Origin of the sequence: Microbacterium mcarthurae (assembly GCF_046064585.1) — a bacterium.
In the GTDB taxonomy this organism is placed as follows: domain Bacteria; phylum Actinomycetota; class Actinomycetes; order Actinomycetales; family Microbacteriaceae; genus Microbacterium; species Microbacterium mcarthurae.
This window is the reverse complement of the sequence record NZ_JAROCE010000001.1, coordinates 715,608-741,958: the sequence shown is the minus strand read 5'-3', so window position 1 is coordinate 741,958 and position 26,351 is coordinate 715,608. Positions and strand designations below refer to the sequence as shown.

Sequence of the window (26,351 nt, the reverse complement as noted above, 5' to 3'; positions counted from 1 at the left end):
TTCATTATGTCGAGAACGTTCCGGCGTCGCGGTCTGGCAGACTTGACCGGTGCCCGCGGGCACGGTCCGCCGTGGTGTAACGGCAGCACGACAGCCTTTGGAGCTGTGAGGTCTAGGTTCGAATCCTGGCGGCGGAGCATGACATCAACGACCGATCTCGCCGTCGTGGTGCTCGCGGCGGGGCAGGGCACCCGCATGCGTTCGCGCACCCCCAAGATCCTGCACACGGTGGGCGGGAGGCCGCTCGTCGGGCACGTGCTCGACACCGCCGCAGCCCTGGATCCGGCGCGCATCGTCGTGGTCGTGCGGCACGAACGCGAGCGCGTGGCCGAGACCGTCGCCGAGCTGGCGCCCGGGGTCGTCATCGTCGATCAGGACGAGGTGCCGGGCACCGGGCGCGCGGTCGAGGCCGCTCTCGGCGCACTCGAGGACTTCAAGGGCGACGTGCTGGTGCTCAGCGGCGATGTTCCGCTGCTGCAGGCGCACACGCTCACCGATCTCGTCGCGGCCCACCGGGCCGGCGGCACGGCCGTGACCCTGCTCACCGCGCACGTGGACGATCCGCAGGGCTACGGCCGGATCATTCGCGACGACACCGACGGTGTGCGCCGCATCGTCGAGCAGAAGGATGCCACGGCCGATGAGGCCGCGGTCCGCGAGATCAACGTCGGGGTCTACGTCTTCCAGGTGTCGCCGCTGCGCGACCACCTCGCGCGCGTCGGCACCGCCAACGCGCAGGGCGAGAAGTATCTGACCGACGTCGTGGCGTTGCTGCGCGATGCGCAGCTGGGGGTCGCGGCATCCGTCACCCCCGATGCGGGTGCGGCCCTCGGGGTGAACGACCGCATCCAGCTGTCGGAGGCCGGGCGCACGCTCAACGAGCGCACCGTGCGGCACTGGCAGCGCGAGGGTGTCACGGTCGTCGACCCGGCCACGACGTGGATCGACGTCACCGCCGTGCTGGCCCCCGACGTGACGATCCTGCCCAACACCCACGTCCGTGGTGCGACGGTCGTCGCCGCGGGAGCGACTATCGGACCCGACACGAGCCTGGTGGACTGCGAGGTCGGCGAGGATGCCACCATCACCCGCACCGACGCGACCCTCGCGGTCGTGGCGGCGGGGGCGACCGTCGGCCCGTTCGCGTACCTGCGCCCCAACGCGCGCGTGGGGGTGGGCGGCAAGGTCGGCACGTTCGTCGAGGTGAAGAACTCCTCCATCGGCGAGGGCAGCAAGGTGCCGCACCTGTCGTACATCGGCGACACCGAGATCGGCCGTGGCGTGAACCTCGGGGCCGGGGCGATCACGGCGAACTACGACGACATCGCCAAGCATCGCACCGTCATCGGCGACGAGGTGCACAGCGGCTCGCACAACGTGTTCGTGGCGCCGGTTACCATTGGAGACGGCGCCAAGACCGGCGCCGGCGCGGTGATCCGCAAGGATGTCCCGGCCGGTGCGCTGGCCCTCAGCGTTGCACCCCAGCGGAACATCGAGGGGTGGGTCGAGAAGAATCGACCGGGCACGGCCGCGGCGGACGCTGCAGCGCGTGCTCGGGATGAACAGGAAGCGCGCGATGGCTCGTAAGAAGAACCGTGTAGATCTCGACCGCGACAACGGCATCGCCCCCGGGCTCGTCGCCAAGACCAAGAAGCGGCTCGTGGTCGCCTCCGGGAGGTCGCACCCCGAGCTGGCGCACGAGGTGGCCCGTCATCTCGGCACGGAGCTCGCTCCCACCGAGCACCGCACCTTCGCCTCGGGCGAGATCTACACCCGGTTCGAGGTGTCGATCCGCGGGTGTGACGTGTTCGTCGTCCAGTCGTTCGGCCCGCCGGTGAACGAGTGGCTCATGGAGCTGCTCATCATGCTCGACGCCCTCAAGCGCGCGTCGGCCAAGCGCATCACGGTCGTCGCGCCGTACTTCCCCTACTCTCGCCAGGACAAGAAGGGACGCGGCCGCGAGCCCATCAGCGCGCGCCTCGTCGCCGACCTGCTGAAGACCGCGGGCGCCGACCGCATCATGAGCGTCGACCTCCATGCCGCTCAGATCCAGGGCTTCTTCGACGGCCCCGTCGACCACCTGTTCGCCAAGCCGGTCCTCCTCGAGCACTTCGAGCAGGGGCTGACGGGCGAGGATCGCGAGACGCTCACGGTGGTCTCGCCCGACATGGGGCGTGTCCGCGTCGCCGACACGTGGTCCGACAGCCTCGGCGCGCCGCTGGCCATCATTCACAAGCGCCGCGACCCGAAGGTCGCCAACCAGGTCTCGGTGCACGAGATCGTCGGTGACGTGACCGGCCGCACCTGCCTGCTCGTCGACGACATGATCGACACCGGTGGCACGATCCAGAAGGCGGCGCAGGCCCTCAAGGCGAACGGGGCGCGCAAGGTCATCGTGGCCGCGACGCATGCGATCTTCAGCGACCCGGCGAGTGAGCGGCTTCAGGATGCCGCGATCGACGAGGTCGTCGTCACGGACACCGTGCCGCTGCCGCCGGAGCGTCGCTTCCCGGGGCTCACGGTGCTGCCGATCGCGCCGCTGCTCGCGCGCGCCATCCACGAGGTCTTCGAGGACGGCTCGGTGACGAGCATGTTCGGCGGCGACGCCTGAGACTCACGGCGTGCTCAAAGGTTCGGCGAAGACTGAACCGGGCCGGGCCGGGGATCGTGTTGTGAGGGAGCACGCTCGCTCCGTTAGGCACGACCGAAAGAGGACCCCATGATCCGCGCGACCGCCGTCCCCCGTCCCCTCCGTCTCGGCACCGCCCTCGTGGGCGTCGCCGGCATCGCGGCCCTGGCCGGATGCTCGGGCGGGACCGTCGATGCCGCAGACCCGGCCACGTCGGCTCCGGCCGCCTCGGCGGCGCCGAGCGCGGAGGCCGGCACGGGGGGTTCGACCGCGTCCGGCACCTTCGCGGACGGCACGTACGAGGCCACCGGCCAGTACGCCACCCCCGAGAGCGTGGAGACCGTGGACGTGACGCTCACGATCGCGGACGACACTGTCACGGACGTGACCGTCACCGGCGACCCGCAGGCGGCCGAGTCTCGGCGCTACCAGGCGGAGTTCATCGGGGGGATCAAGGACGAGGTGGTCGGGAAGAAGCTCGATGAGATCTCGGTGAGCAAGGTCGCGGGTTCCTCCCTCACCAGCGGCGGATTCATGAAGGCTCTCGAGACGATCACGTCCGAGGCGCGGGCCTGAGTCCATGACCGCGGCGACCGCGACTGGTTCCGTCTGGACCTTCGACGCCATCGGTACCGCGTGGGCGATCGAGACGACGCACCCGCTGTCTCCGGTCGTCCGGGCGGAGGTCTCCGCCGTCGTGGACGGGTTCGACCGGGCCTGGTCGCGGTTCCGCGACGACTCGGCGGTCTCGGCGCTGGCCACGGGGCGGTCGGCATCGGTCGATGCCCCCGAAGACACGGATGCCATGCTGGCGCTGTACGACGAGCTCGACGTCGCGACGCGCGGCGCCGTCAACCCGCTCGTCGGCGATGCGCTCGCACGCCTCGGCTACGACGCGCGGCTGACTCTGGCCCCGGTCGGATCGCCGGAGTCCGCGCCGCCCTGGCGCGAGGTCATGACGTGGGGGAGTGGCATCCTGTCGCTCTCCCTCCCCGCGACGATAGACGTCGGCGCGCTGGGGAAGGGGCGCCTCGTCGACCGTGTGTTGGAGTCGCTCCTGTCGCGCGTGGAGGGCGACGTGGTCGTCGACGGCTCGGGCGATCTCGCCGTTCGAGGCGCGCCCGTGCGCGTCGGGTTGGAGCACCCCTACGATCCGACCCGCGCGATCGGTGTGGTCGAGGTGCGGGATGCCGCGCTGTGCGCGTCGGCGATCACCCGCCGCGCGTGGGGTCAGGGGCTGCACCATGTGCTCGATGCCCGGACGGGGGCGCCGGTGGACGCGTTCGCGGCCACGTGGGCGATCGCCGACACCGCGATGCGGGCGGATGCACTCGCCACGGCGCTGTTCTTCGACGGCGGCCCGGAGCTCGCGGCCGCCTGGGGCGCCTCGTGGGTGCGCATGCGCACCGATGGCCGCGTGGAGTGGTCGCCCGGATTCGAGGGGGAGATCTTCTGATGAGTGCGACGTTGACGGCGGGTTCGACTCGTGTGCGCGGCATGCTCGGCCGTGTCTCGATGTACCGACTCGTGCTGGCCTCGCTCGGTCTTCTCTCGCTCATCGCCGTGGTCCTGGCGTTCGCCGGGCTGGTCGTGCCCGATCCGCTCGAGATCGTCGTGAGCGCGGTGGTCCTGAGCGCCGCGTGCGTCGCGGCCGACCTCGTCGCGCAGAGCGTTCTGCGGATGCCGCGACGCCTGGAGTCCTCGCTCATCACCGCGGCGATCCTCCTGTTCGTGCTCCGCCCCACGGTCGAGCCGCTGGGCGTGGCCGGGCTCGTGCTCGCCGGTGCCGTGGCATCCCTGTCGAAATACCTGCTCGCGTGGCGCGGCCGGCACATCCTCAACCCGGCCGCGACGGGTGCGACGGTGCTCACGATCGTGAGCGTGTGGGCACCCGAGCTCGGGGGGTCGTCCTGGTGGGTGGGGTCACCGTGGCTGGCGGGCCCGGTCCTCGTCCTGGGCCTGCTGCTCCTCGCGCGCACGGATCGCCTCGCCGTCGTCGCGGTGTTCTGGGTGGTTGCGGTGGTCGTGGCGTTCATCCGGACGACCGTGCAGTTCCAGGCGGCGGGCTTCCCCGTCGACGTCGCGGCGGTGCTGCTGCAGGTGACGTTCTCGTCACCGTTCCTGTTCCTCGGGGCGTTCATGCTGTCCGAGCCGCTCACCCTGCCACCGCGCCGGCGTCAGCAGTTCGTCGTCGCCGCGATCGTCGGTGTCCTCGCCGGCTGGCCGATCGCCGTCGGCGCCATCACGCTCGGTCAGGAGCGTGCGCTGCTGATCGGCAATCTGGTGGCGTTCCTGTTCTGCCTCCGAGCCGCCGTGCGACTGCGGCTGGAGGGTCGACGCGATCTGACCCCGACGGTGCGGGAGCTGACGTTCCAGGCGGCGCGGTCGTTCTCGTTCGCGCCGGGGCAGTACTTGGAGCTCGACGTTCCCCACCGGCGACCCGACGGACGCGGCACGCGGCGAGAGTTCTCGATCGCATCGGCCCCCGAGGATCTGCCGACGGTGCGCATCGCCTTCAAGGACGGATCGCAGTCGTCGTACAAGCGTGCTCTCGCCGAGGTTCCGCTGGGCGGGACCCTCGCCGTGACCGGAGTGTGGGGCGACTTCGTCCTCCCCGCCCGTCCGACGGCGCCCGTCCTCCTCGTCGCCGCGGGCATCGGCGTGACGCCGTTCGTCGCGCAGCTGCGGCACCTGGCGGCCACAGGACAGCGCCGCGACATCGTGCTCGTCTACGTCGTCTCGGACTCGGGCGAGCTGGCCTTCCGCGACGACATCGCCGCCAGCGGCATCCCGGTCGTGGTGTTCTGCCCCGACGAGCCGCGCGACCTGCCCGCCGGCTGGACGTGGGCCGGCCCCGAGCGTGTGGATGCCGAGAGCCTCGTGCGCGCGGTCCCCGACATCGCGCAGCGCGCGGCGTACGTGTCGGGTCCGCCGCGTCTCATCGCGGCGCTGGCACCGGGCCTCGCCCGCGCGAAGTCGCTCACGACCGACGCGTTCGCCGGGTACTGAGACGGCACGCGCGGTGACCGGGGAGCCCGGGTTCGGCCGGGCCCCGCGGCTCGCGTGAGGATTCAGACCGGATCGACCGGCTTCGCGGGCAGCCGCACCTCGAAGGTCGTGTCGCCCGGGGTGCTGCGCACCGTGATCGTCCCGTGGTGGGCTTCGACGATCGCCCTCGCGATCGACAGGCCCAGGCCCGTGCCCCCGGTCTTGCGGTCGCGGGAGCGGTCGGCGCGCGCGAACCTCTCGAAGAGCTGAGGGGCGACGGCCGGGTCGATCCCCGGGCCGTCATCGTGCACGCGCAGGACCGCGTCGTCGCCTTCGCGCGCGACCGAGACCGTGACCTCGGTTCCGGCCGGCGTGTGGGTGCGGGCGTTGGCGAGCAGGTTGGCGACGACCTGATTGAGCCGTGAGGCGTCGCCGGCGAGCTCGACCGGCTCGTCGCCGACCTCGATCGACCAGGCATGATCCGGTCCGGCCGGGCGTGCGTCCCCGACCGCCTCGACGGCCAGCCGCGTCAGGTCGACGGTCCCGTAGACGAGCTCCTGCCCTTCATCGAGACGCGCGAGGAGCAGCAGGTCCTCGACGAGCGTGGTCATGCGCAACGATTGCGCCTGAATGCGTTCGAGCGATTGCTCGGTGGTTTCCACGGCCATGGCGGTGCGCTGGCGGGTCTCGTCGTCCTGGGCCTGGCGCATCGCGCGCAGCGAGAGCTCGGAGAAACCCCGGATGGATGCCAGCGGCGTGCGCAGCTCGTGACTGGCATCCGCCACGAACCGGCGCATCAGCTCCTCGTTGCGCTGTCGAGCGGCGAGCGAGGCGTCGACCTTGTCGAGGAGCGTGTTCAGCGCGGCGCCGACCTGTCCGATCTCGGTGTGCTCGTCGACCTGCTCCGCCGGGACCCGTTCGTCGATGGAGACGTCTCCCTGATCCATGCGGATGGATGCCACGCGCGTCGCCGTCTCGGCGACGGAACGCAGGGGGCGAAGGCCCACGCGGATGACGAGCGCGATGATGACGGCGAGGAGGAGCAGCCCGCCGGCGGTGACGAGGGCCACCGTGGTCAGGATCGCTCCGATCGTCGCCGTCACCTGGCTGAGGGGGAGGCCGAGGACCACGACCGTGCCCGCCTGGTTGCCGGTGATGCCGATGCGGTAGTCGCCGAGGCGCGGGAGATCGACGGTGTCGGAGCCGATCTCGGAGAGTCCGGTCGCCACCGCATCGCGGATCTCGTCGACCTGCGCCTCGTCGAGTGCGCTCACCGACCGGCCGTCGACATAGGCGCCGGTGTCACCGGTGAGCGGGGTACGCAGGACGAGGACCGTGCCGTCGGGAAACGGTCCGGCCGAAAGGACGTCGATGGCCGAGCTCGTCGGGCCCACCTGAACGTTGGCCAGGGCAGCCGAGACCTGCGCGTTGAGGTTGGTCTGCAGCACGCCGGTGATGATCGCGCTCGTCGAGACGGCGATCATCACGAGGATGAAGGCGACCATGCCGATGACGGCGGTCATCAATCGCGCCTGCAGCGTCCACCGGTGGCGCGCGAGGGAACGGGTCACTGAGGCGCTTTGATCATGTAGCCGACGCCGCGGACCGTGTGGATGAGCGGTTCGTTGCCGGCGTCGATCTTCTTGCGGAGGTACGAGATGTACAGCTCGACGACGCTGGAACGGCCGCCGAAGTCGTAGTTCCAGACGCGGTCGAGGATCTGCGCCTTCGACACCACGCGGCGCTGGTTGCGCATGAGGAAGCGCAGCAGCTCGAACTCCGTCGCCGTCAGGTCTATCTCCGTGCCGCCGCGCACCACCTCGTGGCTGTCCTCGTTGAGAGAGAGGTCGCCCACGCGGAGGATCGGCTCGGAATCACGCGTCGACGCCGTCCCCGCCCGGCGCATGAGTCCGCGCAAACGCGCCACGACCTCTTCGAGGCTGAACGGCTTCGTCACGTAGTCGTCGCCCCCGGCGGTGAGCCCCGCCACCCGATCGGCGACGGCATCCTTCGCGGTGAGGAAGAGCACCGGGACGTCGTTGCCCGAGTGACGCAAGCGCTGCAACACCGCCATGCCATCGAGGTCGGGCATCATGATGTCGAGCACCATGGCATCCGGTTCGAAGTCCCGGGCGGCGGCGAGGGCGTCGAAACCGGAGCCCGCGGTGCGGACGTCCCACCCCTCCATGCGCAGAGCCATCGACAGCAGGTCGGTGAGCATCTGCTCGTCGTCCACGACGAGGACGCGGAGGGCACTGCCGTCCGGGCGAGTGAAGGCGGGAGCGCTGGCGGTCGTGGTCATGAGACCCATTGTGCGGTGGAATCTATGAGCTTTCTATGGCGCGCGCTATGCGCTCGCTGTGAAGTCGACGGGCCCGCGCGACGGCCATCGCCGCGACGACCCCGACGGCCGCGCCGATGGTGTTGGCGAGGAGGTCCCGGGTATCCGCCACCCGGCTCGGAAGCAGTGCCCATTGCGACAGCTCGATCACGACGCTGAGCGCGAGGCCGCCGAGGACGCCCAGCCACGGCCGACCGCCCCACGCCAGGACGAGGAGTCCGAATGGCGCGAATAGCGCGATGTTGGCGCCGAACTCGACGAGCTCGAACGTCACCCACGCCGTCGGTGGCCACGCCTCCAACGCGCGGAGAAGGCTCTCCAGGACGCTCGCAGTCTCCGGGCCGTACGGCGCGGGGCGCAGGGTGATCCACCAGAGCCCGAACGTATACGACGCCGAAGCGGCGACGAGCAGGGCCCGCCGCCGCTTCGTGATGGTGCGCCTCAGTGGGTGTCCTCGGCCTCGATCTCGGTGCGGTCGCCGGACCAGAGGGTGTGGAACGTGCCCTCCTTGTCGATGCGGCGGTACGTGTGCGCACCGAAGAAGTCGCGCTGGCCCTGGATGAGAGCCGCCGGCAGGCGGTCGGCGCGCAGGCCGTCGTAGTACGCCAGCGACGAGCTGAACGCGGGAGCGGGGATGCCGCTCGCCGCCGACAGCGCGACGATGTGGCGCCACGCGTCCTGGGCGCGACCGAGAGCCTCGACGAAGTAGGGCGCGGTCAGGAGGACCGGCAGGTTCGCCTCGGCGTCGTACGCCTCGGCGATGCGGTTGAGGAACTGCGCGCGGATGATGCAGCCACCGCGCCAGATCTTCGACACCGCACCGAGGTCGATGTTCCAGTCGTACTGGGCCGCACCGGCGCGGATCTCGTCGAAGCCCTGGCTGTAGGCCACGATCTTCGAGGCGTACAGCGCCAACCGCACCTGCTCGATGAACGCATCGGCATCCTCTCCCGAGAGCAGGTCGGTGCCGGAGGGGCCGGGGAGGTCACGCGACACCTCGCGCTGCTCGGGGTGGCTGGACAGGGAGCGGGCGAAGGTGGCCTCGGCGATGCCCGAGACCGGCACGCCCAGATCGAGCGCGGTCTGCACCGTCCATGCGCCCGTACCCTTCGCTCCGGCCTGGTCGAGGATGACATCCACGAGCGGCTTGCCGGTCTCGGCATCCGTCTGGCGCAGGACCTCGGCGGTGATCTCGATCAGGTAGGACTCCAGTTCGCCGCGGTTCCACTCGGCGAAGACGTCGGCGATCTCGGCCGGGGACTTGCCCGTGGCGCGACGGATGAGGTCGTAGGCCTCGGCGATGAGCTGCATGTCGGCGTACTCGATGCCGTTGTGCACCATCTTCACGAAGTGGCCGGCGCCATCGTGGCCGACGTGGGTCACGCACGCCTCGCCCTCGGCGACGGCGGCGATGGAGGTGAGGATCGGGCCGAGAGTGGTCCACGATTCGTCGGAGCCGCCGGGCATGAGCGACGGCCCGAGCAGCGCGCCCTCCTCACCGCCGGAGACGCCCATTCCCACATAGTTGATACCGGTCTCGCGGACGGCCTTCTCGCGACGGATGGTGTCGGTGAACAGGGCGTTGCCGCCGTCGACGATGATGTCGCCCGGCTCGAAGACCTTCACGAGCTCGTCGATGACGAAGTCCGTCGCGCGACCGGCCTTGACCATGATGATCGCGGTGCGCGGCTTCGACAGGGAGGCAGCGAAGTCCGCGTACGAGAACGACGGCACGAACTCGGCCTCGGGGTGGGCGGAAACGAGGTGCTCGGTCTTGTCCTGGCTGCGGTTGAAGATCGCGACGGTGTTGCCTTCGCGGCTCGCGAGGTTGCGCGCGAGGTTCGACCCCATGACGGCCAGACCGACCACGCCGATGTTCGCCGTGCCCTCACCGCGACCCTCGGGGCGCGAATCGGCTTCTGCGGTCGGGCGGGCGACGTCCTCGGGGCCGGGTGCGCCCTCGTGCACCTGCGCGGCCTCGTGCGGTGCCTGGTCCTGGTCGGTCGAGGGTCCGGTCGGGGAGGGGGTCGACGTCATTCGTTGCTCCGTTTTCACGCGCGAGAGAAGAGGGCGGACGGGAGTCGCGCACCCCCGCCACTGTATCGGCTCGGTTCGCCGCGGATCAGGCCTCGGCCTGTAGGTGCAGACGCGTGAGGATGGCGTCCACCTGTTCCTGCGGCGTCATGTCCAGGTCGATGTGGATGGCCCGCTCGTCGGCATCCGGCACCTGCAGGGTGTCGAACTGCGAGGTGAGGAGGGCCGGCGGCATGAAGTGCCCCTGGCGGCGCAGCAGGCGCTCGAGCACGAGGGCGGGGTCGCCCATCAGGAGCACGAACGTCACGTCGTCACGGCGCAGCACATCACGGTAGCTGCGCTTCAGGGCAGAGCAGGTGATGACGCCGGGGCGGCCCGCGGCGATCTGGCCGTCGATCCAGGCGGCGACCCGATCGAGCCATGGCCACCGGTCGTCGTCGTTGAGCGCGTGACCGGCTGCCATCTTCGCGACGTTGGCGGCGGGGTGCAGGTCGTCGCCTTCCTGCAGGTCCCAGCCGAGACGACCGGCGAGGAGGGCGGCGACGGTGGACTTGCCGGTGCCGGCGGGGCCCATGAAGACCAGGACGGGGGTGGTGCTGTCCAAGGAACTCTCTCTTCGTCGAGGTGCGGTGGATGCCGCACGGGGGCGATCAGATGCTGCGTCGGACCTCGGTGAGGACCGCGGCGACGTAGCGGCGGGTGTGCTCTTCCGCGGCGTCGGGATCGGCGCGTCCGATGGCCGCGGCGGTCTCGATGTGATTGTGGAGGGCCTCCGGGTTGGGAACCCCGGGAGTGAGCCCGTGCAGCGAGCGGCCTTCGATCGCCGCCGCGATGGGGGCCCGAGCCGCCGCGAGCATGAGGTTCCCGCTCGAAACGAGGATGAGGTCGTGGAAGGCGATGTCCGCCTCCAGGTACTCGGGGGAGTCGCCGCGCCCCTCGGCGCCGAGACGCGCGAGCTCGTCCGCGAGACGAAGGATCTCCCGCCGCTGCACGTCGGTGGAACGTTGCGCGCTCAGCCGCGCCGCGATGGGTTCGATCCCCGCGCGCAGCTCCGTGGTGTTGACGATCAGCTGATCGCGACGACGGCCGGCGAGCTGCCAGCCGATGAGGCGCGTGTCCAGTGCGCTCCACGCACTCGGCGGTCGCACGGTGACCCCGACGCGGCGGCGCTGTTCGACCAGACCCATGGCCTCCAGAACCCGCACGGACTCTCGCACCACGGTCCGGGAGACGCCGTACTCGGCTTCGAGGCCGCCGAGGGTGAGGACCGTGCCCGGCGCGAGGTCACCGTCCGCGATCCGGGCGCCGATCGCGTCCGTCACGGAGCCATGCGAGGCTCGGGCCATAACCCCTCCTTAGGTACGACCATATCTTGCCAAAAATATGATCATTGTGTGAAGATCGTGCGGCGCCCCCGGCGGAAGCTGCGCGACGCGCTTGCGTGCGGCGTTGCCTGACCATCCTGAATCGACGGAGATCTTCTTGGACGACTGGACCCAAACACTCGGCACAGCTCCGCTGCTGGCCATCGCGGCGGGAGCGATCGCGCTCATTCTCGTCCTCATCATCTGGCTGAAGGTGCACGCCTTCCTCGCCCTCATCATCGTGTCGCTCGTGACGGCGTTCGTCGCCGGCATCCCGGTCTCGGCGATCGTGACCACGCTGACCGGCGGCTTCGGGGGAACCCTCGGCACCGTGGCGCTCTTGGTCGCCCTCGGGGCCATGCTCGGGCGGTTGATCGAGCATTCCGGCGGTGCGCGAGCGCTCGCGGAGATGTTCGTGCGCATCTTCGGCGAGAAACGGGCGCCGTTCGCACTCGGAATCACCTCGCTCGTCCTGGGCTTCCCGATGTTCTTCGACGCCGGCCTGGTCATGATGCTGCCGATCATCTTCGCCATCGCGCGGCGCGTCTCGCGCACGAACGTGCTGCTGTTCGGTCTCCCCGCGGCGGCCGCCTTCTCGGTCATGCACGTCTTCCTGCCGCCGCACCCCGGACCGGTGAGCGCGAGTGAGCTGTACGGGGCGAATCTCGGAATCGTCCTGCTGGTGGGCCTCATCATCGCTTTCCCCGTCTGGTACGTCTCGGGCTACCTGTGGGGGAAGTTCGTCGCCCAGCGCATTCAGCTGCCGGTCCCCGCGCTCTTCGGCGACATGGACGACGACCAGCCGGTCAACCCGCCCAAGCCGGGCACCGTCATCGCGGTTCTGCTGCTGCCGATGTTCCTCATCTTCCTGAACACGGGCCTGTCGACCCTCGCCAGCGCGGGTGCGGTCTCCACCGACGACACCTGGGTGCAGGTGCTCATCCTGCTGGGCAACTCGGCCGTGGCGCTGCTCATTACGGTCATCGTGGCGACGATCGTCTTCGGCTTCCGCCGCGGCGAGAAGGGCACCGCGATCGAGAAGGTCGTTGACTCCTCGCTCGGCCCGGTGGCATCCGTCATCCTCATCACCGGCGCCGGCGGAATGTTCGGTGCCGTGCTGCGCGCCTCGGGGATCGGCGACGCGCTCGCCGACAGCCTCGGTGATCTCGGTCTGCCGGTCATCGTGGCGGCCTACATCATCGCCGTCGTGCTCCGTCTGGCACAGGGCTCGGCGGCCGTCGCGCTCGTCACCGCCGCGGGTCTGGCCGCCCCCGCCGTCATGGCCGGGGACTTCTCGCCCCTGCAGATCGCGGCCATCACGCTCGCCACCGCCGCGGGTTCGGTGTTCGCGGGGCACGTCAACGACTCCGGGTTCTGGCTCGTCGGCCGCCTCATGGGCATGGACGTCAAGACGACGCTGAAGACCTGGACCGTTCAGCAGGCGATCGAGTCGGTTCTCGGCTTCCTCGCGGCGCTGATCGTGTTCGGCATCGGCGCCGTCATCTGACCGGGAGGACTCATGAGCCGCTCGGACCGGAACGTCGTCGTCGACGATGGCATGACCGCCCTCGTCTGTGGAGAGCACGAAGCATGCACGCGCTGTTCATCGATGCCGCCCTCGAGGCGGAGGTCCGCGAGATCGCCGTTCCCGAGCCCGCGGAGGACGAAGTCCGTATCCGCGTCGAGTACGTGGGGATCTGCGGCTCCGACCTGCACTACTACTTCCACGGGGCGAACGGTGCATTCGTCGTGCGCGAGCCGCTCATCCCCGGCCACGAGCTCGCGGGGCGGATCGACCATGATCCGACGGGACAGTGGGCGGCCGGTACCCCGGTCACGGTGCACCCGGCGCAATTCGGCCGCCCCCGGCCCGGTCTCGAAGGTGCCCCGCACCTGTGGCCGGGCGGGTCGTACCTGGGCAGCGCCTCCACGTGGCCCCACACGCAGGGGGCGGCGGCGGAGTACCTCGTCGTCGACCGGGGCATGATCCGTGTTCTCCCCGAGGGCGTCACGGCTCGCCGGGCCGCGCTCGCCGAACCGCTCGCGGTCGCCCTCCACGCGCTCGGCGTGGCCGGGCCCGTCGCCGGCGCCCGGGTGCTGGTGACCGGATCGGGCCCGATCGGACTCATGGCTGTCGCTGCCGCGGTAGCCGCGGGAGCCGAGGTCACCGCCACCGACGTGCTGCCCGGACCGCTGGCCCGGGCCCGTGTCCTGGGTGCTTCGCACACCGTGGACGTACGGACCGAGGAACTGGACGCGGGGGCGTTCGACGTGGTGCTGGAGTGCTCCGGTGCCCCCCAGTCCATCTCGGCGGCGCTGCGGGCCGTGCGGGCGGCGGGCGTCGTGGTGCAGGTCGGGATGCTGCCCGATGCGGAGCGTCCCGTGAACCTCGCGCCGTTCATCGCGAAAGAGGTCCGCTACCTGGGGAGCTTCCGCTTCGCGGACGAGATCGATGCCGCTATTCGACTCCTCGCCGAGCACCCCGTCATCGAGGCCGCGATCACGCACGAGTACCCTCTCGCGGAAGCGGCCGCCGCCTTTGCCACGGCTCGGGACTCCGACGCCTCCGGGAAGGTGCTGCTCGTGCTGTGAGCGCTCCGCTTCGTTGACGTGCGAACGGCGCCGTGCCCCTAGAGCCGGCGCCGTTCGCGATGTCTGCGGGGAGCGGTCAGTGCTTGTTGTAGCCGGAGTGACGTCCCATCGAGAACAGGGCGCCGACCACGCCGACCCCGCCCACGAGCGTGATCGCGCCGACGACCCAGAGCAAGACGTGAGAGAAGAAGTCGCTGTCCATGGTGTTCCTCCGGTCCGTGGGGCTTCGCTCGATTCTATCGGGGCCCTCGGAGGCGTTCTGAGTGCGGGTCGAACGCGGGACGGGTCGCTGGTAGACTTTCGGGGAACTTCGGCGAGGGATGCATCGCCGTGCGCCCGGCGGGTGTGCGTGGCATCCGTGATCGACGCGGTGATGCAGGCTCCCGGCTTTCCTCACGCGCTCGCGTTCGAGTCGAATCCAGACCACATACGCGCGGACTCCGTCCGCTCCCAAGCTGCGGGACCCGTGCCCGCGAGGAGAACATCATGTCGGAAGACAACAAGGTCGTCGCCGAGGTGCGCGAGAACTTCGGCAAGGGCTTCGCCCGCCGTCTGCGCGCCGCCGGCAAGATCCCTGCCGTCATCTACGGGCACGGCACCGAGCCGCAGCACGTCGCGCTGCCGGGCCACCAGGTGTCGCTGCTGATCCGCCGCGCCAACGCGCTGCTCGACCTCGACATCAACGGCAAGAGCCAGCTGACGCTCGTCAAGGACGTCCAGAAGGACCCGGTACGCCAGATCGTCGAGCACATCGACCTGCTCGTCGTCCGCAAGGGCGAGAAGGTCGCCGTCGACGTTCCCGTCGTCGTCGTCGGTGAGCCCTTCTCGGGCACCGTCGCCATGCTCGACACGGCCACGGTGTCGCTCGAGGTCGAGGCCACGCACATCCCCCAGACCATCGAGGTCGACGTCGAGGGCGCCGAAGACGGCACGCAGATCACCGCGGCCGACCTGGTGCTGCCCGCGGGTGCCGCACTGGTGACCGAGCCCGAGACCCTCATCGTGGGCGTTTCGGTTCCGCTGGACACCCTTGCCGCCGAGGAAGAGATCGCCGAGGCCGACGCCGAGGTGGCCGAGGAGCAGTCCGAGGAGTCCGAGGCGGCTTCTGAGGCTGACCAGAACTGAGGCTCGCGGACCGCAGGAGCGGTCCGGTAACGACGAGGGGGCGTGCATACGCCCCCTCGTTCGTCGTATCAGGGTCCGCGGACGGATCCGGAAGGATGGATGCCATGGCGGACACCTGGCTCATCGTCGGTCTCGGCAATCCCGGGCCACGGTATGAGGCGACCCGGCACAATGTGGGCCAGATGGTCGTCGACGAACTCGCCGCCCGTCGCCGGGAGACCTTCCGCGCGCACAAGGCGAATGCGCGCGTCGTGGAGACCTGGGTGCGTCCCGGGGGAGCGAAGCTCATCCTGGCGAAGCCGAACAGCTTCATGAACGTCTCGGGCGGCCCCGTCTCGGGGCTCGCGCGCTTCTACGCGGTCGACCCGGAGCGCGTGGTCGTCGTCCACGACGAGCTCGACATCCCGTTCGACACGATCAAGCTCAAGACCGGCGGCGGACACGGCGGGCACAACGGCGTGCGCGATGTCGCCAAAGCGCTCGCGACGCCCGAATTCCCTCGGGTCCGCGTCGGAATCGGCCGGCCGGTCGGCCGTCAGGACCCGGCGGACTGGGTGCTCGATCCGTTCGGGGCGAAGGAGCGGCAGACGCTTCCCCTCCTCGTGTCGGATGCGGCGGATGCGGTCGAGACGCTCGTGGAAGAGGGACTGCTCGCAGCGCAACAGCGCTTCCACGCGCCCCGCTGAGTGTCCTCCGGCGGCCGGAGGGATGCCGTCGTCAGTCCGATCTCCGCTGGCGAAGGGCGCGCGCCAGGGTGACCGTCCCGAAGATCCCGGCGGCGACACCCGCGAGGCAGGCGGCGAGGCAGCAATAGGCGCCCACGTCGTCGAGGAGACGGTCCTCGCCGCGACGCAGCGCGAAGGCGAGGGCGAACAGGATCACGCTGCCGGACCCGCACACGAGGAAAGGAACGCGGCGAGAGGGCCTCAGAGCCCGCGGTCCGTGCTCTGCCCACCCCGAGGAGGGGTCGTGCGGTGCGGTGGTGACCGTCGGGCGTTGCGCGGGCAGCCGTGCCCGGTCAGGGTGTCGGTCGGTCGGTCGCATTCCCGCGAGGTTAGGAGTTCACGAGTACCGGCACGCGCGGTCATCTCAATCTGTGGAGAAGTAGCGCACGACTCCGGACTGTGGAGGAGGGGTGGCCGCCCGCGGCCCGCGGCGGCGTACGCAGAAGAGCCCCGGCCATGACCGGGGCTCTCGAGAGACGGGCCTCACGGGCCCGCGCATCACTGTGCGTAGGGAGCGGCTCCGATGACGGCGCCGATGCCGAACACGACCAGCACCACGCCACCGCCGAGGACGGCGAGGATGATGGCGGCGATGGCCCAACCGCGACCGCGGTTCTTCACCGCGGCGACGATGCCCTGGATCAGGCCCCACAGGGCGAGGACGCCCCACACGAGGAAGGCCGAGACCGACAGGGCGCCGGCGGCGAGACCGATCTGGTTCGCCGCTTCGGGCAGGGTCTCGGGGTCGAGAGTCGCCGTGCCGTTCGCCACGTCGGCGAACTGCGCCAGGCTGCCGCTCTGGATCCCACCGAGGAGGGCGAGGATCGAGCCGATGACGACCGCCGCGAGCGACACCACGAAAGCGATGAGACCGAGTCCGCGCGACCCTTTCGCGCGTCCTGCCGGTGCGGTGGGTGCGGGAGCGGCGTATCCGGCCGAAGCCGCGGGGTATCCGCTCTGTGCTGCCTCCGCGCGTGTGACGGGCGGGGTGTCGTACGGCTCGGGGGGCGGCGGTGTGCTGCTCACGGTGTCCTCCTGTGGTCGTCGAGGGCACGGGCGCCCTCGTCGTCGAAAGCCTAGGGAGGGGCCGTGGATGTCCCGGACGGGGTGGACGGATCGCGAAAGAGCCGGTAGGCGGCTAGATCGGCGTCCCCGAGCCCGTCGTCGCACCGGCGCCGGCCGCGACGGCCAGGAGCACGAGCCCCGCGAACAGGAACGGCCCGAGCGCGGAAATCACGATCGCCGCTATACCCGAGGCGCGGCCGGAGTTGCGCACGGTGGCGACGATGCCCAGGGTCAGGGCGGCCACTCCGAGGACGGTCCCCGACCACAGGGCGATCTCCGCCACCAGCACGAGGTCGCGCACGGGAGACAGCAGACGCCAGTCCACCGCCTGGCCACCGCGCGCGACGAACTCGGTGCCCGCGCCGCGGGCGATACCGAAAGCGGCGAAGCCGGCCACCCCGGATGCCACCACCCCGGCGAGGATCGACAACGTCAGCGCAACCGCCCCCATCGGGCGGCGTCGCCGGACGACGGGCGGCGCGGTCAACAGAGCGCCGGCCGGGGGAGCCGCGTGAGGAGCCGTGAAGATCGGACCGCCGGGGGCATCGGGCGAGGACATGAGGCCACTGTACGAGGCGAGCCGCCGTCGGCGAAGGAGCCGTGACGCCCGGGCCGGTGTGCGCGCGGGCACGTTGAGCCGTCGCCCGCATCGGAGCCGGTGTCGGTGCCCCCGCGTAGGATGGGTCGAGTGACAGTTCCCGGGATCGTTCGCGCCCTCGAGCAGGCTGAGTCGTACCGGGACGCCGCTTCGGCGGCCTCCTCCGATCTGTCTCTCTCGGTCATCGACGGGCTCGATGCGCCCGTCATCGCCGCCCTCCTCGAGCACCGTCGCTCCGGCGGAGCCCCCGGTGCCGTTCTCGTCGTCGCGCCGACCGGCCGCCGAGCCGAGTCTCTGGGTCCTGCCCTGGATGCCGTGATGCCCGGAGCCCAGGTGCTGCACTTTCCGGCATGGGAGACGCTGCCCCACGAGCGCTTGAGTCCCAGTCCCGAGACGGTCGGCCGCCGGCTCGATGTGTTGCGCCGCATCGCGGCGTGGGACGGCGTCACGCCCCTCGTCGTCACCGCTTCCGTCCGAAGCGCTCTGCAGCCCCTGGCTCCCGGACTCGGTGCCGTCGAGCCGGTCGAACTGCGTGTCGGTGGTCGCGGGAGCGAGCTCGATGCGGTGATCACACGGCTGGTGGAGCTGGCCTACCACCGCGTCGACATGGTCTCGCGCCGGGGCGAATTCGCCGTGCGGGGTGGCATCCTCGACGTGTTCCCGCCCGTTGCCGATCATCCTTACCGCGTCGAGTTCTTCGGCGACGAGGTCGACCAGATCCGCGCGTTCTCGGTCGCCGACCAGCGGTCGCTCCCCGGCGAGGTCACCGAGGTGTCGCTCGTGCCGAGCCGCGAACTCCTCCTGACGCCGGCCGTGCGCGCGCGTGCCGCCGAGCTCCGCGACGGGTACCCCGGCCTCCGACAGTTGCTGGAGAAGATGGCCGAGGGCATCCCCGCCGAGGGGATGGAGTCACTCATCCCGGTGCTGATCGACGATCTCACCACCATCGTCGACTACCTGCCCGAGGGGAGCGCGGTCGCCCTGGTCGACCCCGAGCGCTCACTCGCGCGGGCGACGACGCTCGGTGACACGAACCGTGAGTTCCTCGAGGCGGCGTGGTCCGCGGCGACCGCAGGGGCCGACACGCCGGTCGATCTGGGCGCCGGTGATTTCGTCACGCTCGACGATCTCCGCGAGATCGCCGGGGGCCGTGGCGGCGTCTGGTGGAGACTCAGCGCCTTCGACTCCGGAGCGGCGGATGCCGAGGCCGAGGGTCTCGTCGTCGTCGACGATTCCACGCACCGCGTGAAGGCCGACCCGGTGCCTTCGTTCCAGGGGAACGTCGAGGGCGCGACCGCCCACGTCGGCGAACTCCTCGCCGAGGGGTGGGCCGTCGTGGTCACGGCATCCGGTCCGGGGCTCGTCGACCGCGCACGCGACGTGCTCGCCGAGCGGGGGATCGCGGCACGCCGGGTCGATGCGGTGCTGTCGCCCCCGGAGCCCGGGGTCGCGCACATCGTGTGCGCACCCCTGGAGCGCGGCTTCGAGCTGACCGAGACGAAGTTCGCCGTGATCACCGAGACCGAGTTCTACGGTCGCGCGGTGGGCGGAGACAACCGCGGCGTCAAGAAGCTCGCGTCGCGGCGACGCAACGTCGTGGATCCGCTGCAGCTGAAGCCCGGCGATGTCGTCGTGCACGCCACCCACGGGATCGGGAAGTTCCTCGAGCTCACTCGCCGCGAAGTGTCCAGCGGGGGGCGCAACGCCGTCAAGACGACCAAGGAGTACCTGGTCCTCGAGTACGCGCCGTCCAAGCGCGGCTACCCGGGCGACAAGCTGTTCGTGCCGACCGACCAGCTCGACCTGCTCTCGAAGTACGTCGGCGGTGAAGCACCCACCTTGTCGAAGATGGGCGGCAGCGACTGGGCCGCCGCGAAGGGGCGCGCGCGCAGGGCCGTGCGCGACATCGCGGTCGAACTGGTCAAGCTGTACTCCGCCCGGATGGCGGCCAAGGGGTACGCCTTCGGCCCCGACACCCCGTGGCAGCGCGAGCTCGAAGAGGCCTTCCCGTTCGCCGAGACGCAGGATCAGCTGCAGACGATCGACGAGATCAAGGCCGACATGGAGAAGCCCATCCCCATGGATCGACTGCTCTCGGGCGACGTGGGGTTCGGCAAGACCGAGGTCGCCGTGCGGGCCGCCTTCAAGGCGATCCAAGACGGCAAGCAGGTCGCGATGCTCGTGCCGACGACGCTCCTGGTCAAGCAGCACCTCGAGACCTTCGCCGAGCGCTTCGCGGGGTTCCCGGTGAAGGTCCGCCCGCTATCGCGCTTCCAGACCGACAAGGAGGCCCGCGACACGATCGCCGGCCTCGCCGACGGCACGGTCGACATGGTCATCGGCACGCACCGCATCCTCACCGAGAAGGTGTTGTTCAAGGACCTCGGGCTCATGATCATCGACGAGGAGCAGCGTTTCGGTGTCGAGCACAAAGACGCGCTGAAGAAGCTCAAGACGAACGTCGACATCCTCGCGATGAGCGCGACCCCGATTCCCCGCACGCTGGAGATGGCCGTCACCGGCATCCGCGAGATGTCCACCCTCGCCACGCCGCCGGAGGACCGGCATCCGATCCTCTCCTACGTGGGGCCGCGCAACGACAAGCAGATCGCCGCGGCCATCCGCCGCGAGCTGCTGCGCGAGGGGCAGGTGTTCTACGTTCACAACCGCGTCTCGTCGATTCAGCGCGTCGCGGCGCATCTGGCCGAGCTGGTGCCCGAGGCCCGCATCGTCGTCGCGCACGGGCAGATGGGGGAGCACCAGCTCGAGCAGGTCGTCGACGACTTCTGGGAGCGCCGCGCGGACGTGCTCGTGTCGACCACGATCATCGAGACGGGGCTGGACATAGCCAACGCGAACACGATCATCATCGATCGCGCGGACAAGTACGGCCTGTCGCAGCTGCATCAGCTGCGCGGTCGGGTGGGCCGCGGGCGCGAACGCGCGTACGCCTACTTCCTGTACGACGAGATGAAGCCGCTGTCGGAGACCGCGGCCGACCGCCTCGAGACGATCGCGGTGAACAACGACCTCGGCAGCGGTATGCAGGTGGCTCTGAAAGACCTCGAGCTGCGCGGTGCGGGCAACCTGCTGGGCGCCGAGCAGGCCGGGCACATCGCCGGCGTCGGTTTCGACCTTTATCTGCGCATGATCGGCGAAGCCGTCGCGACGTTCCGCGGCGAGGACACCGAGGGGCCCACCGAGCTGCGCCTCGAGCTTCCGGTCGATGCGCGCCTGCCCGAGACCTACATCGACAGCGAGCGCCTGCGGCTCGAGGCCTATCAGAAGCTGTCGGCCGCGGCATCCGCCACGGCGAAGGACGACGCGATCGACCTGGTCGTCGATGAACTCCGCGACCGGTACGGAGAGCCGCCGACCGAGGTGGAGGGCCTCGTCGCCGTCGCCCGTCTGCGACGCCGTGCCGCGCAGGCCGGTCTCGCCGATGTGGTGGCGATGGGGTCGAACCTGCGTATCGCCCCGGCGAACCTCGCCGACTCTATGCGTGTGCGCCTGCAGCGCCTGTACCCGAAGGCGAAGCTGGTCGCGAGCGGGGATGCCCTGGTCGTCCCCCTCCCGCAGAATGCCGACGACACGAACCTCATCGCGTGGGTGCGACAGCTCCTCGACGCGCTGTGGCCCCTGCCCGCCGCGAAGGAGTCGGAGACGGCGCCGGCGTGAGCCCGCTAGGGGCGCACCAGGATCGTGCCCACCTTGTGGCCGGAGTCCACCCGGGCGTGCGCTTCGACGATCCGATCCAGCGGCAGGGAGGCTTCGATCACCGGGGTCAGCGTGCCGTCGGCGACCCGCTCGACCAGCGCGCTCACGAGGTCGCGCCCTGACCCCGCGGTGCCGGTGAGGACGCGTCCCCGGGCGGTGATCGTCTCGCCGAGCGTCGCCGCGGCCAAGAGGAGGCGTCCGCCCGGCGTGAGGAGCGCATCGGCGTCTCGGGGATGGAGCACGCCCACGGTGTCGAAGACGACGTCGTACCGCTCACCGAGGTCGGTGAGCGGAGTGGTCGCGCGGTCGAGGGTGCGATGGGCGCCGAGACGCGTGAGCAGTGCGGTGTTCGCGGCGCTGGAGGTCGTCGTGACCTCCGCGCCCAGAGTCCGGGCGATCTGCACCGCGTGGCTGCCGACCGCGCCGGCGGCCCCGATCACGAGCACGCGCTCACCCGCCTGCAGTCGGGCGCGGTCGCGCAGGAACCACAGGGCGGTCGTACCGCCGAACAGGACGGCCGCGGCCTCGTCGTCACCGACGTGGTCGGGGACCGCGACGAGGCGGTCGTGGGGAAGCGCGACGTACTGCGCGTGTGCGCCCATGCGCATGTCCGTCATCCCGCACACACGATCACCCGGCCGCACACCGGTCGCCTTCGGTCCTGTCTCGACCACCCGGCCCGACAGGGCGATGCCCAGCACGGGGCGACGGGGGCCTCGCAGCCCGAGGGCGAGGCGTCCGGGAACAGCGAAGCCCGGGGGAAAGCGCGCGGCGCGGATGCGAGCGTCGCCGCTGTTGACCGAAGCGGCGGCGACCTCGACGACGACGTCTCCGCCGGTGGCGCGCGGGCGGGGGCGGCGCTCGATCCGGACCACCTCGGGTGGGCCGTAGCGGTGAACGACCGCGGCGTTCATGTCCATGAGAGCTCTCCTCGATGTCAAATATTCTTGACACCGGATGGTGCCCCTCCTAGGGTCGTGATGTCAAGTTTTCTTTACATGGAGGCGTGATGTCGTTCGAAGAGCGCAACACCTGGGCGGGGCTGATCGCCAGCGTGCCCGGCATCGCCGTGTACGTCGTGTGGATGCTGTGGGCCTCTCGCGACACCCCCGTCGACCGCATCGACTGGGTGTGGCCCATGGCATCCACGATCGTCGCCAGCATCGTCGTCGCCATCGTGCTCAGCATCGTGTGGGGCATCGTCCTGTCGCGGCGGGATCCCGAGACCGACCACCGGTCCGACGTCCGAGACCGCGAGATCGCCACCCTGGGGGACCGCGTCGGTCAGGCGTTCCTGGTCTTCGGAGGACTCGCGGCCCTCGTGCTGTGCGCCGTGCAGGCGCCGTGGTTCTGGATCGCCAACGCGGTGTACGCCGGCTTCGCGCTCTCGGCGATCATCGGCAGCATGGCCCGTCTGGCGCTGTACCGCCGGGGGATGCCGTGATGGCCAAGCCCACGCGGGTGAGCAACGCGATCCGCGACCACCGCGACACCTCCGGCATGACGCAGGCGGAACTCGCGCGGCGGCTGGGCGTGACGCGTCAGACGGTCATCGCGATCGAGCAGGGCCGTTACTCGCCCAGTCTCGAACTGGCGTTCCAGATCGCCGCGGAGTTCGGGGTGGGCATCGACGACGTCTTCTCGTACGACCGCGGGTGATCTCGCCGCGGACCGGTCGCGGGACTACGCTGACGCCCATCGAGGGGAAGGACGCCGCTCATGCGCTTCGCTCATCTCGGGGCCGAGCCCCGCATCCATCCCGACGCCGTCGTGGCGCCCACTGCGGTCGTCAGTGGCGATGTCACGATCGGCCCGGGATGCCAGGTCCTCCACGGCGCGGTCATCACCGCCGAGGGGAGCCGGATCGTGCTGGGGGAGAACACCATCGTGATGGAGAACGCCCTCCTGCGCGCCAGCTCCACTCACGCGGTGCACGTGGGGGCGCACACCCTCATCGGTCCGATGGCAAGCGTCGCGGGTGCGGAGATCGGTGACGAGGTGTTCCTGGCCACGGGCACGCGCGTCTTCAACGGCGCCGAGATCGGTGACCGATCCGAGGTCCGCATCAACGCGGTCGTCCACCTCCGGACCGTCCTGCCCCGCGAAACGGTCGTGCCGATCGGATGGGTGGCCGTCGGCGATCCCCTGCGGATCCTCCCGCCCGACCGGCACGACGAGATCTGGGCCGCCCAGAAGGAGCTCGACTTCCCCGGCTACGTCTTCGGTCTCGACCGCGAGACGCCGGATCTCATGGTGCAGCTCACCGAGCGCTATGGGCGCAGCCTCGCGCGCCACGCGGCCGACCGCCGTCTCGACTGAAGCGGGACGGCGGTCTCGCCGGGATGCCGCTCAGCCGGTGTTCTGCAGGCCGGCGGCCACGCCGCTCACCGACAGCAGCAGGAGGCGCTGGTGCTCGGCATCCGGTGTCGCGTTCTCGGCCTGCGTATCGCGGAGAGCCCGGAGTGCACGCAGCTGCAGCAGTGACAGGGCATCGACGTACGGGCTGCGCATCTTCACGGCACGCTGGAGGACCGGCTTGTTCTCCAGCAGGGCGCCGCCCGTGATGCGTTCGACCCACGAACGGGTCAGGAGCATCTCGTCCATGACGAGGTCGGCGAGGTCGTCGCGGTCGCCCAGCGCCAGATAGCGGCGCGCGATGCGCGCGTCGGCCTTCGCGAGGCTCATGGCGACGTTGTCGATCATCGTGCGGAACAGCGGCCACTGCTCGTACGCGTCGCGGAGGCGGTGCTCGTCGCCCACCGCGTCCAGCGCGGTGCCGAGACCGAACCAGCCCGCCAGGTTGATGCGTGCCTGCGTCCACGAGAACACCCACGGGATGGCGCGGAGGTCTTCGAGGGACTCCACCGACAGGCCGCGGCGCGCCGGTCGCGACCCGAGCGCGAGGTGGCCCAGTTCCTCCATCGGCGTGACGGTGGCGAACCAGGGTGCGAAGCCGGGGGCCTTCACGAGGGCGAAGAAGCGTTCGCGGGAGGCGACGTCCATCGTGGCGGCGACGTCGGCGAACGCCTCGGCCGCACCACGGTTGCGGCGCTCGATCGAGGGGGAGGATGCCGTGAGCACGGCCGCCGCGACCTGGTCGATGTGGCGCATCGCGATGTCGGGGTCGCCGTAGCGGGCGAAGATGACCTCGCCCTGCTCGGTGAGCTTGAACCGACCGTCGACGGAGTGCGGCGGCTGAGCGAGGATCGCGGAGTTGGCCGGGCCGCCGCCGCGGCCGAGCGCTCCGCCGCGTCCGTGGAACAGTGTCAGCTCGATGCCCTCGGCCTGCGCCCACGTCGAGATCTTCGCCTGCGCTTCGTACAGCGCGAGGTTCGCGGCCACCGGACCGACGTCCTTCGACGAGTCGGAGTAGCCGAGCATGACCTCGAGGCGGCGGTTCGTGGCATCCAGTCGTCGGACGAACGCGGGGTGCTCGACGATCTGGGCCAGGATGCCGGGGGCCGCCTGCAGGTCGGCGAAGGTCTCGAACAGCGGGATGACGTCCAGCACGGGCAGCGGCTCGCCCGGGCCCATCGCGTACGTCGCGAGCTCGTGGACGTTCGCCAGGTCTTCGGCCGACTGCGTGAACGAGACGATGTACCGGCCGGCCGCGCGGGGACCGAAGCGCTCCTGCACGTAGGCGATCGAGCGGAAGACCTCGAGCACCTCGTCGGCCAGCTCGCTGCGCTCGCCACCCGCGCGGAGCTCGTCGAGCACCTTTCGGTGCACGGCGGAGTGCTGGCGCACCTCGAGCTCGGTGAGGTGGAAGCCGTAGGTCTCGACCTGCCACACCAGCCGCTGCAGCGCACCGTAGGCCTGGCGCGCGGCACCCGCGGCGACGAGGGAGTCCTGCACCGTGCGCAGGTCGGCGAGCAGGTGCTCGGGGTCACGATAGGCGAGGTCGGCGTTGCGCGTGCGGGTCGCGGCGATCTTGCGCGCGATGAGTAGCAGGATCCGGCGGTGCGGCTCCGCGGGGGAGCGCTCGGCGATCTCCGCCGCGGCGTCCTCGTCGGCGGCGCGCAGACGGTGCCACAGCGAGACCAGGGCGTCGCTGGGCGGCGTGGTCTCGGCATCCAGCGTGAGGCCGCGCCCGACGCGCTGGGTCGTGCGCTCCAGGCCCAGGAGCACGTGCTCGCTCGCGATCGCGGCGGCCTTGCGGGTCACGGATGCCGTGACGAAGGGATTGCCGTCGCGGTCGCCGCCGACCCACGAACCGACGCGGACGAACGGCTTGACGATGGGGGCCTTGGCCCCCGAGTCGTCGCCCTGGAGGATGTCGTCGATGCGGCGGTACACGCGCGGGACGGCGGTGTACAGCGTCTCGTCGAACACCGCCATGACCGAGCGCACCTCGTCGACCGGGGAGGGCTTCTCGCGGCGCAGGGGCGCGGTACGCCACAGCGTGTCGATCTCTTCGAGCATGCGACGTTCGGTGCGGCGCGTCTCACCGGCGTTGTCGCCGGCGGCGTCGTGCTCGCCGAGCAGCTCCGAGAGCCGCCGAATGCTGGTCGAGATCGCCCGGCGCCGAGCCTCGGTGGGGTGGGCGGTGAAGACCGGGTGGAAACGCAGCGCCTGCAGGCGCGACAGCGCCGTCTGCTCACCCACCTCGCTCGACAGGCGCTCGAACGCGGCGGCGATCGTGTCGGGCGTGCCCGAGCGCGACGGGCGGTCGCCGCGCTCGCGCAGCACACGCACGCGCTGGTGCTCCTCGACGAGGTTGACCAGGTGGAAGTACGCGGTGAACGCACGCGCGACCTCGTCGGCGCGGGAGATCGAGAACCCGTCGGCGATGTCCGCAGCCCGCTCGAACGCCTCGGGCGTCTCGTCGGTGTAGGCCTGGATCGTTGCGGTCCGCAGCTTCTCGACGTCGTCGTACAGGCCGGGGGAGCCGCTCTCTCGCAGCACACGGCCCAGCAGCGAGCCGAGGAGGCGCACATCGGCACGCATCTGCTCGGGAAGCTCCTGGCCGGCTTCGAAGCGGCCCACGAGGTCGATCGCCTCGGTCGGGGTCAGTTCACGCACACGCCCCAGAGTAGTTGCGTCGCGTTGCGCCCAGATGACACGGGTCCCTCCCGCCCCGTCGCGAGGACGCAACGCAGGAGATTGTCCGACGTCAGGCTGCGGATGCCGCAGCATTTCGCGCCCGCGGGGGTGATGGCATCCGGAATCTCCT

General features: G+C 70.5%; 25 protein-coding genes and 1 tRNA gene. 14 read left to right on the top strand and 12 right to left on the bottom strand.

Annotated features, from left to right (window positions below; genetic code table 11):
* Positions 1 to 65 precede the first annotated feature (65 nt).
* The 6 genes from P5G46_RS03665 (at position 66) to P5G46_RS03640 (ending at position 5,638) form a co-directional block, all read left to right on the top strand.
* Positions 66 to 137, top strand: a tRNA-Gln gene (locus P5G46_RS03665).
* Between the two features lies 1 nt (position 138).
* On the top strand, positions 139 to 1,587 hold the full coding sequence (glmU, locus tag P5G46_RS03660) for a bifunctional UDP-N-acetylglucosamine diphosphorylase/glucosamine-1-phosphate N-acetyltransferase GlmU (protein WP_408904985.1): 1,449 nt from the start codon (positions 139 to 141) through the stop codon (positions 1,585 to 1,587).
* Entirely contained in the window at positions 1,577 to 2,611 is a 1,035-nt protein-coding gene (locus P5G46_RS03655) for a ribose-phosphate diphosphokinase (protein WP_239272809.1), read from the top strand. Before glmU ends, P5G46_RS03655 begins: the two co-directional genes overlap by 11 nt.
* Positions 2,612 to 2,719: 108 nt before the next feature.
* A complete protein-coding gene (locus P5G46_RS03650) occupies positions 2,720 to 3,205 on the top strand; it encodes a hypothetical protein (RefSeq protein WP_239272810.1) in 486 nt (161 codons plus the stop codon).
* Between the two features lie 4 nt (positions 3,206 to 3,209).
* A complete protein-coding gene (locus P5G46_RS03645; protein WP_408904984.1) occupies positions 3,210 to 4,085 on the top strand; it encodes an FAD:protein FMN transferase in 876 nt (291 codons plus the stop codon).
* Positions 4,085 to 5,638: an FAD-dependent oxidoreductase gene (locus tag P5G46_RS03640; RefSeq protein WP_239272812.1), complete on the top strand. Its 1,554-nt coding sequence runs from the start codon at positions 4,085 to 4,087 to the stop codon at positions 5,636 to 5,638. Before P5G46_RS03645 ends, P5G46_RS03640 begins: the two co-directional genes overlap by 1 nt.
* Positions 5,639 to 5,700: 62 nt before the next feature.
* Here the strand turns inward: P5G46_RS03640 and P5G46_RS03635 are convergent, their stop codons facing one another.
* The 6 genes from P5G46_RS03635 to P5G46_RS03610 form a co-directional block, all read right to left on the bottom strand.
* Positions 5,701 to 7,122 carry a sensor histidine kinase gene (locus P5G46_RS03635; RefSeq protein ID WP_408905277.1) on the bottom strand — a complete coding sequence of 474 codons (1,422 nt, stop codon included), beginning with the start codon at positions 7,120 to 7,122 and terminating at the stop codon, positions 5,701 to 5,703.
* A gap of 62 nt (positions 7,123 to 7,184) precedes the next feature.
* Positions 7,185 to 7,919 carry a response regulator transcription factor gene (locus tag P5G46_RS03630; protein WP_408904983.1) on the bottom strand — a complete coding sequence of 245 codons (735 nt, stop codon included), beginning with the start codon at positions 7,917 to 7,919 and terminating at the stop codon, positions 7,185 to 7,187.
* Between the two features lie 22 nt (positions 7,920 to 7,941).
* Positions 7,942 to 8,370 (bottom strand): VanZ family protein, encoded by a 429-nt coding sequence (locus P5G46_RS03625; protein ID WP_408905276.1) that lies wholly within the window; start codon positions 8,368 to 8,370, stop codon positions 7,942 to 7,944.
* A gap of 29 nt (positions 8,371 to 8,399) precedes the next feature.
* A complete protein-coding gene (gndA, locus tag P5G46_RS03620; protein ID WP_239272815.1) occupies positions 8,400 to 9,995 on the bottom strand; it encodes an NADP-dependent phosphogluconate dehydrogenase in 1,596 nt (531 codons plus the stop codon).
* 85 nt (positions 9,996 to 10,080) lie between these two features.
* Positions 10,081 to 10,596, bottom strand: a complete 516-nt coding sequence (locus P5G46_RS03615; protein WP_239272816.1) for a gluconokinase — start codon at positions 10,594 to 10,596, stop codon at positions 10,081 to 10,083.
* A gap of 46 nt (positions 10,597 to 10,642) precedes the next feature.
* The gene (locus tag P5G46_RS03610) at positions 10,643 to 11,314 is read right to left on the bottom strand and encodes a FadR/GntR family transcriptional regulator (protein ID WP_239272817.1); all 672 of its coding nucleotides are present in this window, start codon (positions 11,312 to 11,314) and stop codon (positions 10,643 to 10,645) included.
* Between the two features lie 160 nt (positions 11,315 to 11,474).
* Between P5G46_RS03610 and P5G46_RS03605 the strand changes: the two genes are divergently transcribed.
* Positions 11,475 to 12,863, top strand: coding sequence for a GntP family permease (locus tag P5G46_RS03605; protein ID WP_408904982.1), 1,389 nt, complete (start codon positions 11,475 to 11,477; stop codon positions 12,861 to 12,863).
* Between the two features lie 83 nt (positions 12,864 to 12,946).
* Entirely contained in the window at positions 12,947 to 13,948 is a 1,002-nt protein-coding gene (locus tag P5G46_RS03600; RefSeq protein ID WP_408904981.1) for a zinc-binding dehydrogenase, read from the top strand.
* 76 nt (positions 13,949 to 14,024) lie between these two features.
* Here P5G46_RS03600 and P5G46_RS03595 read toward each other — a convergent pair whose 3' ends face one another.
* Complete coding sequence (locus P5G46_RS03595) at positions 14,025 to 14,150, bottom strand: hypothetical protein (RefSeq protein ID WP_275437739.1); 126 nt, start codon at positions 14,148 to 14,150, stop codon at positions 14,025 to 14,027.
* 284 nt (positions 14,151 to 14,434) lie between these two features.
* Here P5G46_RS03595 and P5G46_RS03590 point away from each other — a divergent pair, with 284 nt between their 5' ends.
* Both P5G46_RS03590 and pth read left to right on the top strand, forming a co-directional pair.
* The gene (locus P5G46_RS03590; protein ID WP_239272820.1) at positions 14,435 to 15,073 is read left to right on the top strand and encodes a 50S ribosomal protein L25/general stress protein Ctc; all 639 of its coding nucleotides are present in this window, start codon (positions 14,435 to 14,437) and stop codon (positions 15,071 to 15,073) included.
* 104 nt (positions 15,074 to 15,177) lie between these two features.
* On the top strand, positions 15,178 to 15,759 hold the full coding sequence (pth, locus tag P5G46_RS03585; RefSeq protein WP_408904980.1) for an aminoacyl-tRNA hydrolase: 582 nt from the start codon (positions 15,178 to 15,180) through the stop codon (positions 15,757 to 15,759).
* Positions 15,760 to 15,790: 31 nt separating this feature from the next.
* On the opposite strand, the gene P5G46_RS03580 is transcribed toward pth, so the two are convergent.
* From P5G46_RS03580 to P5G46_RS03570, 3 genes are all read right to left on the bottom strand, one after another.
* Positions 15,791 to 15,955 carry a hypothetical protein gene (locus tag P5G46_RS03580; protein ID WP_239272822.1) on the bottom strand — a complete coding sequence of 55 codons (165 nt, stop codon included), beginning with the start codon at positions 15,953 to 15,955 and terminating at the stop codon, positions 15,791 to 15,793.
* Between the two features lie 341 nt (positions 15,956 to 16,296).
* Positions 16,297 to 16,824, bottom strand: a complete 528-nt coding sequence (locus tag P5G46_RS03575; RefSeq protein ID WP_375095416.1) for a hypothetical protein — start codon at positions 16,822 to 16,824, stop codon at positions 16,297 to 16,299.
* A gap of 112 nt (positions 16,825 to 16,936) precedes the next feature.
* Positions 16,937 to 17,422 carry a hypothetical protein gene (locus P5G46_RS03570; RefSeq protein ID WP_408904979.1) on the bottom strand — a complete coding sequence of 162 codons (486 nt, stop codon included), beginning with the start codon at positions 17,420 to 17,422 and terminating at the stop codon, positions 16,937 to 16,939.
* A 120-nt stretch (positions 17,423 to 17,542) separates the two neighbouring features.
* On the opposite strand from P5G46_RS03570, the gene mfd reads away from it, so the two are divergent.
* Entirely contained in the window at positions 17,543 to 21,139 is a 3,597-nt protein-coding gene (gene mfd, locus P5G46_RS03565) for a transcription-repair coupling factor (RefSeq protein WP_408904978.1), read from the top strand.
* A 5-nt stretch (positions 21,140 to 21,144) separates the two neighbouring features.
* Here mfd and P5G46_RS03560 read toward each other — a convergent pair whose 3' ends face one another.
* Positions 21,145 to 22,098 carry an NAD(P)-dependent alcohol dehydrogenase gene (locus P5G46_RS03560; RefSeq protein WP_408904977.1) on the bottom strand — a complete coding sequence of 318 codons (954 nt, stop codon included), beginning with the start codon at positions 22,096 to 22,098 and terminating at the stop codon, positions 21,145 to 21,147.
* Positions 22,099 to 22,187: 89 nt separating this feature from the next.
* On the opposite strand from P5G46_RS03560, the gene P5G46_RS03555 reads away from it, so the two are divergent.
* Genes P5G46_RS03555 through P5G46_RS03545 form a run of 3 tightly spaced genes read left to right on the top strand, consistent with a single transcriptional unit; the run spans position 22,188 to position 23,497 of the window.
* Positions 22,188 to 22,622 carry a hypothetical protein gene (locus P5G46_RS03555; RefSeq protein WP_375095698.1) on the top strand — a complete coding sequence of 145 codons (435 nt, stop codon included), beginning with the start codon at positions 22,188 to 22,190 and terminating at the stop codon, positions 22,620 to 22,622.
* Positions 22,622 to 22,837: a helix-turn-helix transcriptional regulator gene (locus P5G46_RS03550; RefSeq protein ID WP_239272867.1), complete on the top strand. Its 216-nt coding sequence runs from the start codon at positions 22,622 to 22,624 to the stop codon at positions 22,835 to 22,837. Before P5G46_RS03555 ends, P5G46_RS03550 begins: the two co-directional genes overlap by 1 nt.
* A gap of 60 nt (positions 22,838 to 22,897) precedes the next feature.
* Complete coding sequence (locus P5G46_RS03545) at positions 22,898 to 23,497, top strand: gamma carbonic anhydrase family protein (RefSeq protein WP_408904976.1); 600 nt, start codon at positions 22,898 to 22,900, stop codon at positions 23,495 to 23,497.
* A 30-nt stretch (positions 23,498 to 23,527) separates the two neighbouring features.
* On the opposite strand, the gene P5G46_RS03540 is transcribed toward P5G46_RS03545, so the two are convergent.
* Complete coding sequence (locus P5G46_RS03540) at positions 23,528 to 26,200, bottom strand: phosphoenolpyruvate carboxylase (protein WP_408904975.1); 2,673 nt, start codon at positions 26,198 to 26,200, stop codon at positions 23,528 to 23,530.
* Between the last annotated feature and the right edge of the window lie 151 nt (positions 26,201 to 26,351).

What these genes read in the sequence shown, in the direction of transcription:
- glmU (WP_408904985.1), top strand. Translation starts at nt 139, where the DNA reads ATGACATCAACGACCGATCTCGCCGTCGTGGTGCTCGCGGCGGGGCAG.
- P5G46_RS03655 (WP_239272809.1), top strand. Translation starts at nt 1,577, where the DNA reads ATGGCTCGTAAGAAGAACCGTGTAGATCTCGACCGCGACAACGGCATC.
- P5G46_RS03650 (WP_239272810.1), top strand. Translation starts at nt 2,720, where the DNA reads ATGATCCGCGCGACCGCCGTCCCCCGTCCCCTCCGTCTCGGCACCGCC.
- P5G46_RS03645 (WP_408904984.1), top strand. Translation starts at nt 3,210, where the DNA reads ATGACCGCGGCGACCGCGACTGGTTCCGTCTGGACCTTCGACGCCATC.
- P5G46_RS03640 (WP_239272812.1), top strand. Translation starts at nt 4,085, where the DNA reads ATGAGTGCGACGTTGACGGCGGGTTCGACTCGTGTGCGCGGCATGCTC.
- P5G46_RS03635 (WP_408905277.1), bottom strand. Translation starts at nt 7,122, where the DNA reads ATGGTCGCCTTCATCCTCGTGATGATCGCCGTCTCGACGAGCGCGATC.
- P5G46_RS03630 (WP_408904983.1), bottom strand. Translation starts at nt 7,919, where the DNA reads ATGACCACGACCGCCAGCGCTCCCGCCTTCACTCGCCCGGACGGCAGT.
- gndA (WP_239272815.1), bottom strand. Translation starts at nt 9,995, where the DNA reads ATGACGTCGACCCCCTCCCCGACCGGACCCTCGACCGACCAGGACCAG.
- P5G46_RS03600 (WP_408904981.1), top strand. Translation starts at nt 12,947, where the DNA reads ATGCACGCGCTGTTCATCGATGCCGCCCTCGAGGCGGAGGTCCGCGAG.
- P5G46_RS03595 (WP_275437739.1), bottom strand. Translation starts at nt 14,150, where the DNA reads ATGGACAGCGACTTCTTCTCTCACGTCTTGCTCTGGGTCGTCGGCGCG.
- P5G46_RS03590 (WP_239272820.1), top strand. Translation starts at nt 14,435, where the DNA reads ATGTCGGAAGACAACAAGGTCGTCGCCGAGGTGCGCGAGAACTTCGGC.
- pth (WP_408904980.1), top strand. Translation starts at nt 15,178, where the DNA reads ATGGCGGACACCTGGCTCATCGTCGGTCTCGGCAATCCCGGGCCACGG.
- P5G46_RS03570 (WP_408904979.1), bottom strand. Translation starts at nt 17,422, where the DNA reads ATGTCCTCGCCCGATGCCCCCGGCGGTCCGATCTTCACGGCTCCTCAC.
- mfd (WP_408904978.1), top strand. Translation starts at nt 17,543, where the DNA reads ATGGGTCGAGTGACAGTTCCCGGGATCGTTCGCGCCCTCGAGCAGGCT.
- P5G46_RS03560 (WP_408904977.1), bottom strand. Translation starts at nt 22,098, where the DNA reads ATGGACATGAACGCCGCGGTCGTTCACCGCTACGGCCCACCCGAGGTG.
- P5G46_RS03555 (WP_375095698.1), top strand. Translation starts at nt 22,188, where the DNA reads ATGTCGTTCGAAGAGCGCAACACCTGGGCGGGGCTGATCGCCAGCGTG.
- P5G46_RS03550 (WP_239272867.1), top strand. Translation starts at nt 22,622, where the DNA reads ATGGCCAAGCCCACGCGGGTGAGCAACGCGATCCGCGACCACCGCGAC.
- P5G46_RS03545 (WP_408904976.1), top strand. Translation starts at nt 22,898, where the DNA reads ATGCGCTTCGCTCATCTCGGGGCCGAGCCCCGCATCCATCCCGACGCC.